Below are 10758 nucleotides of genomic sequence, written 5' to 3'. Positions count from 1 at the left end.
GTCCCGGGTTCGGGACCGGCCACAGCCGTCTGACCGGTAGATTCGCCGCATGGATGTGGCGATCGCCGGCTCGCACGGCCTCATCGGCTCCGCGCTGGTCGCGGACCTCCTCGCGCGCGGGGACACCGTACGGCGGCTGGTCCGCCGCGGCGCCGCGCCGTCCGACCCCGACGGCGACACCGCCGCGCCGGGCATCCGCGACGTGCCGTGGGACCCGCGGACCGGCGAGCTCGACCCGGCCACGCTGGAGGGGGTCGACGCCGTCGTGAACCTGGCCGGTGCGGGCATCGGCGACCACCGCTGGTCCGCCGCCTACAAGCAGACGCTGCTCGGTTCACGTACCACGACGACGAGCCTGCTCGCACGCACGGTGGCCCGCCTGGACGACCCGCCGGTGCTGGTCAACAGCTCGGCGGTCGGGGCGTACGGGAGCCGCAAGGACGAGGTCCTCACCGAGACGTCGACGCGCGGGGACGACTTCCTCGCCGGCCTCGTCAAGGCGTGGGAGAACGCGACCAGCCCCGCGTCGGACGCCGGGGCGCGCGTCGTGTGGCTGCGGAGCGGCCTGGTCCTCGCCCCCTCGGGCGGCGCGCTCGGCAAGCTGCTGCCCCTCCTGCGGCTCGGCCTCGGCGGACCGCTGGGCAGCGGCCGCCAGTGGTGGAGCTGGATCACCCTCACCGACGAGGTCGCGGCGATCCGCCACGTCATCGGCGCGGACGTCGACGGCCCGGTCAACGCCGTCGCGCCCGAGCCGACGACCAACCGGGAGCTGACCCGTGCGCTGGCCGGGGCCCTGCACCGCCCCGCGGTGCTCGCCGTGCCCCGGTTCGCGCTACGGATCGCCGTCGGCCAGTTCGCGGGCGACCTCGTCGCCTCCCAGCGGGTCGTGCCCGGCGTGCTGTCCAGGACCGGCTTCACCTGGACGCACGCGACTCCTCAGGACGCGGCCCGCTGGGTCGTCGAGACGAACGAGGTCAGCGCACCTCGCTGACGCGCCAGCCCTGCGGGGTCCACACGAGGGTCAGGTCGGCCGACTCCTTCGATGCCGGAACCGCCGTCTCACCCCTGTCCGACACCTGCGTGTGGGCGGTGATCGTGTACGCGATCCGGACGACCGCCTCCATGGGCGCATCCTTGCTCGCCGCCTGCTCACCCACGGCCGCGCCGTCCGTCTCGGACGTCGCGGTGCGCGATGCGGTGGTGGCGTTGTGCAGGGCGGACGCTGCCCCCGGGCCCATCGTCACGACCTCCATCGACTGCACGTCGGCGGACGCACCGACCACCTGCGCCCCGGTCCGCCTGAGCTCGTCGAGGATCTTCTTGTCGGCCACGTAGGCGGGCGAACCCTCCACGTTGACCGTCTTGATGTCGGACACGGCGCCCGCAAGCAGCGCCAGGCGGCGCGACGTCAGCTCGGCGGCCGCACCCGCCGGGTCCTTGGCGTTGGCCACCGGGCTGATGCCGCCCAGCTTCGTCGCGGAGGCCTCGGGCGACGGCGCCGCCGCCGCGGGCTTGTCGCCGCCGAAGACCTGTGGCATGGCGGTGACACCCGCCGTGATACCCGCGACGACGCCCGCCGCGATCATCATCGTGGCGAAGACGGAGACGGTGGTGGTCCGCGGCTCGGCGCCCTCCGCGACCAGCTCCGCACGGGACCGCCCGCTGATCGGCATCGTCGCCCGGCGCCGCGCCTGGGCCGCCCAGGCCCTGCCGTCGACCGCCGCGATCGAACCGGTGAGCGTCCGGGCCGCCGTGCGCCAGGCCGACGGCGTGTGCGCGCCGAGCGGCACGTGGCCGGCGAGCGGCACCGGGCCGCTGATGGCCGCCGAGATCAGCGCGGACCCCGCGGGGAGGCGGACCGGCTCCGGCTGCACGGCGTCGTGCGCGAGCGCCGCGAGGGTGCCCGGCTCGGGCCGGTCGCGCGGGTCCTCGGCGCGGGCCCTGGCCAGGACGGCACGCAGGGCCTCGTCGGCCTCGGAGTTCAGGCTGGGGCCGGGGAAGCCGAGCACCGACTCGACGAGCGTGGCGAGCGACGTGACGTCGACCGGGTCGTCGCTGTGGTCCGGGAGCGTCACGCGGGGGCGCAGCATCGCGCTCCCGTCGGAGCGCAGCAGCACGTCCGTCGGCCGGACCCCGCCGTGGACGAGGCCCACGCTGTGCAGGGCCGCGAGCGCCTGTGCGATCGCGACGGTGACGCCGGCGCCTTCCGCGGCGGTCAGGGGACCCCGGGATCCGACGGCTGTGGGTAGATCGACAGCTCCCGTCCGCGACAGCCGTACGTCCAGGTTGTCCGGACCGTTCGGGGAGATGGCGATGAGCGGCACCAGATGGGGGTGGTCCAGTGTCGCGAGAGTGTCTAGACGGCGCACCAGGAGGGCGCGCGCCGCGGCGTCCGTGGGGACGGCCACGCGGACCAGTTCCGCAGATTCGATGTAGTGCACGCATTCATGAGAACCCCGCATTTCGAGGCCCGCTCTTTATCCACAGGATTTGCTGAATCCGGTGCCCTGTGGGTGGACCACTCGAAGGCGGACCTTCCGGGCACGGGGTTCGGGCCGCTCAGACGTCGATGAGTCGCCCCTCCTTGGCGGACCGCCGGGCGGCGTCCAGCACCTCGGCGGTCCGGACCGCGTCCGCCGGGTCGACCGGGACCTCGGCCTCGCCGGCGAGCCATTCGGCGACCGCGGTGTAGAAGTCCCCGTGCCCGCCGGGCGGCTGGGGCACCGCCGTCCGCTCCCTGCCGCGGACCAGCCAGCCGTGCGTGCCTTCGGGCTGTTCGCCGTCGAGCACGTCGAAGGGTGAGGCGTCGCCCTCGAACGAGTTCACGAGGTAGGCGCCGCCGTCGCCGAGCACGCGCGTGCGGGGTCCGGGCGCGCCGACGAGGGAGCCTGCCCACAGGCGGGAGACCACGCCCTTGGCGGGTGGCTCGGCCCCGAAGAGGACGTCGGTGCCCGCGGCCCGTCCCGGGACGACGCCGGGCTCGCTCCCTGGCGCGGCGTGGTGCAGCACGAGGAACACGTCGTCCTCGGTGGGCGTGGAGAGCGCGCGCGTCTCCGCGTACACGGCGACGACGGGGCCGAACAGCTGGGTGGCCGAGTCCACGAGGTGCGGGCCGAGGTCGAGCAGGAGCCCGCCGCCGACCGCGTCGTTCTCCTTCCAGCGCTGCTGCGGCTTGGGGCGCCAGCGCTCCCAGTGCCGCTCGAAGGTGTGCACCTTGCCGAGGTCGCCGCGCTTCAGCAGGGCCGCGAGGGTGAGCTGCTCCGGGTCCCAGCGGCGGTTGTGGAACACGGTGAACGGCGTGCCGGACGACGACGCGGCGCTCAGCACCCGCCGGGCCTCCGCCGCCGTGGTCGCGATGGGCTTGTCCAGCACGAAGGGTTTGCCGGCGACGGAGACGGCGTTCGCGTGCTCGGCGTGCAGCGACGAGGGGCTCGCGATGACCACGAGGTCGTAGAGCCCGGGCTCGGAGAGCATCGACGGGAGGTCGTTGAACAGGCGTGCGCCGGGCCAGTCGCCTGCCGCCTGCACGCGCCGTCCCGAGTCGCGTGCGACGACGGCTGTCACCGACATTCCCGCAGCTCGCGCCAGGCGGGCGTGGATTTGCCTGCCCGCACCTCCGTAGCCGACAATCCCGATCCGAAGAGCCATGGCCCCATGGTGCCCCGCGGGGCGCGGCGACGCGAGATCACTGGTCAGCGGGTTAACTGCCGTAACACAACTCTGGCAGACTGGGGCAAGAGGTACGTTTCGTACGTTCTTAGCGTGTCCGGCCAAGTGTGTCCGGACCACACCTGCCGAAAGAATGAGGGGCTCGTGTCCGCCACAGCCAAGAAGTCCAGCCAGGCCCGCAAGACCCTGCAGCTCGTACTCATCGCGGTGGCGGCCCTCGTGCTGGCCGGGAACTTCATCATCAAGTCCCTTGGTGACGACGTCGCCCCCGCCGAGGGCGCCGAGGGCTCGGCCCTGGCGGCGCTCGACTCGCTCGCGGTGAAGGAGGCCGCGACGGAGGCCGGCTACGACCGCGAGGCCGACTTCGGCAGCGCGTGGCAGGACGTCGACGACAACGGCTGCGACACCCGCAACGACATGCTCCAGCGCGACCTCGAGGACATCAAGTTCTCCGCGGGCGACGCGTGCGAGGTCGCGTCCGGGACGCTCGACGACCCGTACACGGGCGAGACCATCGCCTTCGAACGCGGCGAGAACTCGGGCGACGTGCAGATCGACCACGTCGTGGCCCTGATGAACGCCTGGACGACCGGCGCGGCGGACTGGGACAAGGAGAAGCGCGTCGAGTTCGCGAACGACCCGCGCAACCTCGTGGCCTCCGACGGCCCCGCGAACATGGGCAAGGGCGCGAAGGACGCGTCCGAGTGGCTGCCCGAGAACCAGGCCTACCGCTGCGAGTACGTCGCCCGGCAGATCGCGGTCAAGGTCGAGTACGGGCTGTGGGTCACGCCCGCCGAGCACGACGCCATGGAGGACGTGCTGACGAGCTGCCCCGCGGAGCCGCTCCCGGCCTCCTGACCAGGCCAGGCCAGGCCAGGCCAGGAATAGCCGTAACGCCAGGGCGAGCCATGACCAGGCCGGTTACGGCTCCCCCTGACCTTCTGAATCCCGGTCGGCGGACGGCGCCGCGCCAGAGACGTAGGGTGGCTGGCATGGACATCCGTCACCTCACCGGGCACGTCGAGTACCACGAGGGCTGGGACCTGCAGCGCACAACGCACGAGTCCGTCCGTACCGAGGAGCAGGCCGACACCGTCTTCCTCCTCGAGCACGCGTCCGTCTACACGGCGGGCGCGCGGACGAACCGCGCCGAGTACCCGACCGACGGCACAGAGGTCATCAAGGTGGACCGCGGCGGCAAGATCACGTGGCACGGTCCGGGCCAGATCGTTGCCTACCCGATCATCAAGCTGGCCAAGCCGTTCGACGTCGTCGAGTACGTCCGCACCCTCGAGCAGGCGGTGATGGACGTCTGCGCCACGTTCGGCCTGGAGACCATCCGGGTCGAGGGCCGCTCGGGCGTGTGGGTCGCCGCGGACTCCCCCGACGTCGCGGCGCCGCGGCTGGAGCGGAAGGTCTGCGCCATCGGCGCACGCGTGGCCAAGGGCGTCACCATGCACGGCCTCGCCCTGAACTGCGACGCCGACCTCACCGCGTTCGACCACATAGTGCCGTGCGGCATCCCGGCGGAGGACGCCGACGTCACCTCGCTGACCGCCGAGCTCGGCCGCCGTATCACCGTCGACGACGTCCGGCCGCTGCTGGAGGCAGCGCTGGTCGATCGCCTCGCGCCGCTGCTGGCCCGCCAGGAGACGCCGTCCGCCGCGGCCTCCCCAGTGCCCGTGCCGGCCGCCGTCGCCACCGCGTGACGAACGCCACTGCCTGGGCCCGGGCCGACCGCGCGAGCGCGGTCGCCCGAGGCATAGGCTGGGCCGACCCGCTGACCTGGGAGGGATCTGCGTGACCATCGCACCTGAAGGCCGACGCATGTTGCGCATCGAAGCGCGCAACTCGGCCACGCCCATCGAGAAGAAGCCCGAGTGGATCAAGACCCGGGCGGTGATGGGTCCCGAGTACCGCGACATGAAATCGCTCGTCAAGGGCGAGGGCCTGCACACGGTGTGCGAGGAGGCCGGCTGTCCCAACATCTTCGAGTGCTGGGAGGACCGCGAGGCCACGTTCCTCATCGGCGGTGACCAGTGCACCCGCCGCTGCGACTTCTGCCAGATCGACACCGGCAAGCCCGCCGACTTCGACAAGGACGAGCCGCGCCGCGTCGCCGAGTCGGTGCGGACCATGGGCCTGAAGTACTCGACGGTCACGGGCGTCGCCCGCGACGACCTGGCCGACGGCGGCGCCTGGCTCTACGCCGAGACCGTGCGCCAGATCCACGCGCTGAACCCGGGCACCGGCGTCGAGCTGCTGATCCCGGACTTCAACGCCATCCCCGAGCTGCTGGACGCCGTCAACGAGTCGCGCCCCGAGGTGCTGGCGCACAACGTCGAGACCGTGCCGCGCATCTTCAAGCAGATCCGCCCGGCGTTCACCTACGAGCGGTCGCTCTCGGTCATCACCCGGGCCCGCGAGGCAGGCCTCGTCACCAAGTCCAACCTGATCCTCGGCATGGGCGAGACCATCGAGGAGGTCAAGCAGGCGCTGCAGGACCTGCACGACGCCGGTTGCGACATCATCACGATCACCCAGTACCTGCGCCCGTCGCTGCGCCACCACCCGGTGGACCGCTGGGTGCGGCCGGAGGAGTTCGTGGAGCTGTCCGAGACGGCGGAGGAGATCGGCTTCCTCGGCGTCATGGCGGGGCCGCTGGTGCGTTCGTCGTACCGCGCGGGCCGTCTGTGGGGCCAGGCGATGACCAAGCACGGCCGGGCGATCCCCGAGGCGCTGTCCCACCTCGCACAGCCGACCACCTCCCGGCAGGAGGCGGCGAGCCTGCTGGCCCGCTGACCCGGCAACCAGACCACCCGCAGCGCACTAAGATTGACGACCATGGCCCGAAACTCGTCCGGGGACGACGCGCGCAGCGACGCCTCCGCCGCCAAGCAGAAGAAGCCCAAGAAGCGCCGCTGGTATCACCAGCTGTGGGACGTCTACAAGATGACCCGCAAGCAGAACCCGCTGGTCACCTGGTGGATGCTCGCCGCGTTCGTCGGCGTCGTAGCGGTAGCGCTGCTCATCGGCGTCCTCACGGGTCCGTGGGTCTACGCACTGGTCATCGGTGTGCCGTTCGGCGTGCTCGCCGCGATGTTCGTGCTGTCGCGCAGCGCCGAGAAGGCCGCCTACACGCAGATCGCCGGCCAGCCCGGCGCCGCGCGTGCGGCGCTCGGCACCGTCCGCGGCGGCTGGACCTTCGAGGACGAGCCCGTCGCGGTCGACGCGCGCAACCAGGACTTCGTGTTCCGCGGTGTCGGCAAGGCCGGCATCGTGCTCGTCTCCGAGGGACCGCCGCACCGCGTCGGGCGTCTGCTCGAGCAGGAGCGCAAGCGCGTCAGCCGCATCCTCTCGAACGTCCCGGTCACGCTGATCCAGTGTGGCGACGGCGAGGGACAGGTGCCGCTCACCAAGCTCGCGCGCGCCGTCACCAAGCTCAAGTCGACCCTGACGAGGGCCGAGGTCGCCGAGATCAGCAAGCGCCTCAAGGCCATCGGCGGCATGAAGCTGCCGATCCCGAAGGGCATCGACCCGACCCGCGCGCGCCCCGACCGCAAGGGCATGCGCGGCCGCTGACCGGCCACTTCCCGGCTGTCCGATGGACGGACGTCGCCGGGCCCGGCCGTGTGACTTCTGGCACGCTGAGGGACGCTGCCGGACCCTCGACCAGCACATCTTCCCGGGGTCACGCGGCCGAGAGGCCCGAGAAACATCCCGGCAACAATCATTAACCCGAGAGAAACCACCTGCCCATAGGTTCATGGCGATCCGCGTGCGACCCTGCCCTGCTCGTCCGGCAAGGTCCGACGGACTCCCCCTGAACTTATCGAGCGAGCAAGGAGCGCAGATGTTCAAGAACGCCGAGGAGGCGATCGCCTTCACCCGCAACGAGGGGGTGGAGTTCGTCGACGTCCGGTTTATCGACCTGCCGGGCATCACGCAGCACTTCAACATCCCGGTCGAGCAGTTCGACGAGGACGCCTTCACCGAGGGCCTCATGTTCGACGGCTCGTCCATCCGCGGGTTCCAGGCGATCCACGAGTCCGACATGAAGCTCGTGCCGGACATCACGACGGCGTTCATCGACCCGTTCCGCAAGGCCAAGACCCTGATCGTGAACTTCTCGATCGTGGACCCGTTCACGGGTGACGCCTACGCCCGCGACCCGCGCAACATCGCGGCCAAGGCCGAGGCGTACCTGAAGTCGACCGGCATCGCCGACACCGTGTTCTTCGGTGCCGAGGCCGAGTTCTACGTGTTCGACGACGTCCGCTTCAAGACCGCCGCGAACGAGAGCTTCTACTCGATCGACTCCGTCGAGGCCGTGTGGAACACGGGCCGCGAGGAGGAGGGTGGCAACCTCGGGTACAAGACCCGCTACAAGGGCGGCTACTTCCCCGTCTCGCCGAGCGACCGCTTCGCGGACCTGCGCGACGACATGGTCAAGACCCTCGGCCAGGTCGGCCTCTCCGTCGAGCGCGCGCACCACGAGGTGGGCACCGCCGGCCAGCAGGAGATCAACTACAAGTTCAACTCCCTGCTGCACGCCGCCGACGACCTGATGAAGTTCAAGTACGTCATCAAGAACGTCGCGTTCGAGGCCGGCAAGTCGGCCACGTTCATGCCGAAGCCCATCTTTGGCGACAACGGCTCGGGCATGCACTCGCACCAGTCGCTCTGGAAGAACGGCGAGCCGCTGTTCTACGACGAGAAGGGCTACGGCGGCCTGTCCGACCTGGCTCGCTGGTACATCGGTGGCCTGCTCAAGCACGCGCCGTCGCTGCTCGCCTTCACGAACCCGTCGGTGAACTCGTACCACCGCCTGGTGCCGGGCTTCGAGGCTCCCGTGAACCTCGTCTACTCGGCTCGTAACCGCTCGGCCTCGATCCGTATCCCGATCACGGGTACCTCCCCGAAGGCGAAGCGCATCGAGTTCCGTGCGCCGGACCCGTCGTCGAACCCGTACCTGGCGTTCTCCGCGATGCTGATGGCCGGCCTGGACGGCATCAAGAACCGCATCGAGCCCCCGGCCCCGGTCGACAAGGACCTGTACGAGCTGCCCCCGGAGGAGCACGCGCAGATCGCGCAGGTTCCGACGTCGCTGGGCGGTGTGCTCGACGCGCTCGAGGCCGACCACGAGTACCTGACCGCCGGTGACGTGTTCACCGAGGACCTGATCGAGACCTGGATCGCGTACAAGCGCGAGAACGAGATCGACCCGATCCGTCTGCGGCCGCACCCGCACGAGTTCGAGCTCTACTACGACATCTGACAGTCGGTCCCCCGTGACCTGCTGAGATGCTCCGAAACGGCGGCTGACCTGCACTTTCGTCTCGCGACGTTGTGCAGCGTTGGCCGCCGTTTCTCGTGCTCCCGTGTAACTCTCGTGTAACCACCCACCTCGGTCGCTACGCCGTGCGGTCAAGATCAGGCGAATCCGCCTTGGACCCTCGCCGCGCTGCGCCCGAGGTCGTAAATGCGGCTGGCAGTGAGGCAAGGTCCTCGACCCACCACGGCAGGCGCGGCGGTCTCGCGCCTGCACCAGCAAGAACTCTGGACCGCTCGTACACAGCGCCGCTATAAGCGAGCATCGCCGTCAATCCGGCCAAGAACTGCTTACTCGTGACGCTCAGCCGTTCACCCTCTGTGAGACCGAGGTCTGGACATGCCTCTACGAACCTAGCGTCAACCCGGCCGCCCTTGTGGGCGATCACATTGCGGATCGCCTTCGTGTAGTGGATTGCCGTTCGGATGTGCGGATCTACTCCACCACCAAGACCAACCGCGCTCAGAACGGTCTCGAACTGGCCCACGCCAGATTTGAGCGAGGACGACTGTGCCCGCTTGATTTGGTCCAGGAGCCAAGGCCACCGGGCATCGCCCTTGAGAGCGAGATAGTCACCAAGCGAAACTTTGAGCGTGTTCGTGGCACTAAGCGCGCACGCACCCTCAGTCTCAGTGAGCCAGTCAATCGCGACATCGTCTATGCACGCTTCGAGCGCTCCCCACGCGCCCATCAGCGCATGGCCGTGCAGGATTGCGAAGTCGCCCGCGATGCTGTCGCGTGCCGGTACCGCTGCGTCATGCAGCTCCTGGTCGACCGGGTCAACCTTTGCTCCAGCAGAGCGGTAATGACGCATCAGATCAGCAGTATCGACGAGGACATGCGCTCCTCTGATTGCGACTCCGACGGCTTCAAACGTGTCCGCTGCATACTCCATGAAGCCTTGCACAGCGCCGTGGCCAGGTATTGAAGCAGCATCCATGGCGAGCACACTAGACCGGCCAACGCCATGTTCGGCAGGTTTTTGACCCGGCCATACTCCCAGCTCGGGGTCCCTGTTCCTCCGTCATCCGTTGGCGCGGGGCACGTCTCGGACATCGGTTCTGCCGTCAAGGCAACAGGTCCCGCCCATGCAGCTAGTGGTGCGGTGGTGCTGGGTGTTGGCGGGACCTGTTGCCTTGCCGGCGGGTTCGCTGTCAGGGTCCCGGTGAAGCCAATGGATGGCGGAGGAACAGGGGCACCGCGGTCCCTCGATCCTCTTGATTCCTGGGTGCCCGCCGGAGGCACTGAGCGCTGAGGGTGACAGACTCACAAACATGAGTACCGACAACGGCTCGTTCGACGGTGGCGAGCACGCTGCGCTTGTCCGAAAGGCGTTCGGGGTCACGTTGCGTGTGGCTCTTGCGGATGCAGGCATGAACAAGAAGACGCTCGCTCGCCAGGCCGGGCTCTCTGAGGGCTTGGTCATCAACTACACGAAGGGCCGCCAGGCTCCGCGCCTCAACGAGTTTGAGCGCGTCGCGGCTGCGCTAGGTGTGGACAGCATCGACCTTTACCGGCAGTTCATCGGTCAACGTGACCGCATCCGTGGGGCCGGGTAACCCTGGATCTCGCCGCTGATGGTTTGCCGCCATGGGCTCGCGCCGGAGGTGGGGTGCGGTGGGGGTGGCGCAAGGGCCGCCAGGCCCGCCGCGCGGGGGTCCCCATCGCGGGGCCCCGCCGGAGGCGCGGGCCCGGGCGCCGGCAGGCGCGCCCTGATATCTAAGAGGTCCATTATGCAGCGGGGTGCGGCAAGCGGA

The 10758-nt window shown here is 69.9% G+C and carries 10 protein-coding genes; 7 read left to right on the top strand and 3 right to left on the bottom strand.

What is annotated here, in order from left to right:
• The first annotated feature begins 49 nt into the window (after positions 1–49).
• Entirely contained in the window at positions 50–991 is a 942-nt protein-coding gene (locus tag ACFWE2_RS21550) for a TIGR01777 family oxidoreductase (protein ID WP_377226255.1), read from the top strand.
• Here the strand turns inward: ACFWE2_RS21550 and ACFWE2_RS21545 are convergent.
• Both ACFWE2_RS21545 and ACFWE2_RS21540 read right to left on the bottom strand, forming a co-directional pair.
• A complete protein-coding gene (locus tag ACFWE2_RS21545; protein WP_377226254.1) occupies positions 975–2441 on the bottom strand; it encodes a hypothetical protein in 1467 nt (488 codons plus the stop codon). The genes ACFWE2_RS21550 and ACFWE2_RS21545 overlap by 17 nt on opposite strands.
• 118 nt (positions 2442–2559) lie before the next feature.
• Positions 2560–3648 carry a Gfo/Idh/MocA family oxidoreductase gene (locus ACFWE2_RS21540; RefSeq protein ID WP_377226253.1) on the bottom strand — a complete coding sequence of 363 codons (1089 nt, stop codon included), beginning with the start codon at positions 3646–3648 and terminating at the stop codon, positions 2560–2562.
• Between the two features lie 165 nt (positions 3649–3813).
• Between ACFWE2_RS21540 and ACFWE2_RS21535 the strand changes: the two genes are divergently transcribed.
• The 5 genes from ACFWE2_RS21535 to glnA all read left to right on the top strand — a co-directional run bounded on the left by ACFWE2_RS21535 (position 3814) and on the right by glnA (position 8947).
• On the top strand, positions 3814–4527 hold the full coding sequence (locus ACFWE2_RS21535) for an HNH endonuclease family protein (RefSeq protein ID WP_377226252.1): 714 nt from the start codon (positions 3814–3816) through the stop codon (positions 4525–4527).
• A gap of 134 nt (positions 4528–4661) precedes the next feature.
• Positions 4662–5378 carry a lipoyl(octanoyl) transferase LipB gene (lipB, locus tag ACFWE2_RS21530; protein WP_377226251.1) on the top strand — a complete coding sequence of 239 codons (717 nt, stop codon included), beginning with the start codon at positions 4662–4664 and terminating at the stop codon, positions 5376–5378.
• Between the two features lie 91 nt (positions 5379–5469).
• Complete coding sequence (gene lipA / locus ACFWE2_RS21525) at positions 5470–6471, top strand: lipoyl synthase (protein WP_377226250.1); 1002 nt, start codon at positions 5470–5472, stop codon at positions 6469–6471.
• Between the two features lie 42 nt (positions 6472–6513).
• Positions 6514–7251, top strand: coding sequence for a DUF4191 domain-containing protein (locus ACFWE2_RS21520; protein WP_377226249.1), 738 nt, complete (start codon positions 6514–6516; stop codon positions 7249–7251).
• 271 nt (positions 7252–7522) lie between these two features.
• A complete protein-coding gene (gene glnA, locus ACFWE2_RS21515) occupies positions 7523–8947 on the top strand; it encodes a type I glutamate--ammonia ligase (RefSeq protein ID WP_377226248.1) in 1425 nt (474 codons plus the stop codon).
• A gap of 136 nt (positions 8948–9083) precedes the next feature.
• Here glnA and ACFWE2_RS21510 read toward each other — a convergent pair whose 3' ends face one another.
• Positions 9084–9941, bottom strand: a complete 858-nt coding sequence (locus tag ACFWE2_RS21510) for a hypothetical protein (RefSeq protein ID WP_377226247.1) — start codon at positions 9939–9941, stop codon at positions 9084–9086.
• A gap of 334 nt (positions 9942–10275) precedes the next feature.
• Between ACFWE2_RS21510 and ACFWE2_RS21505 the strand changes: the two genes are divergently transcribed.
• Positions 10276–10560, top strand: coding sequence for a helix-turn-helix domain-containing protein (locus ACFWE2_RS21505; RefSeq protein WP_377226246.1), 285 nt, complete (start codon positions 10276–10278; stop codon positions 10558–10560).
• Positions 10561–10758 lie beyond the last annotated feature (198 nt).

Source organism: Promicromonospora sp. NPDC060271, assembly GCF_042726755.1.
Taxonomy (GTDB): Bacteria; Actinomycetota; Actinomycetes; order Actinomycetales; family Cellulomonadaceae; genus Promicromonospora.
Note: the sequence above shows the minus strand (reverse complement) of the source record. Positions and strands in the feature narration are given on the sequence as shown.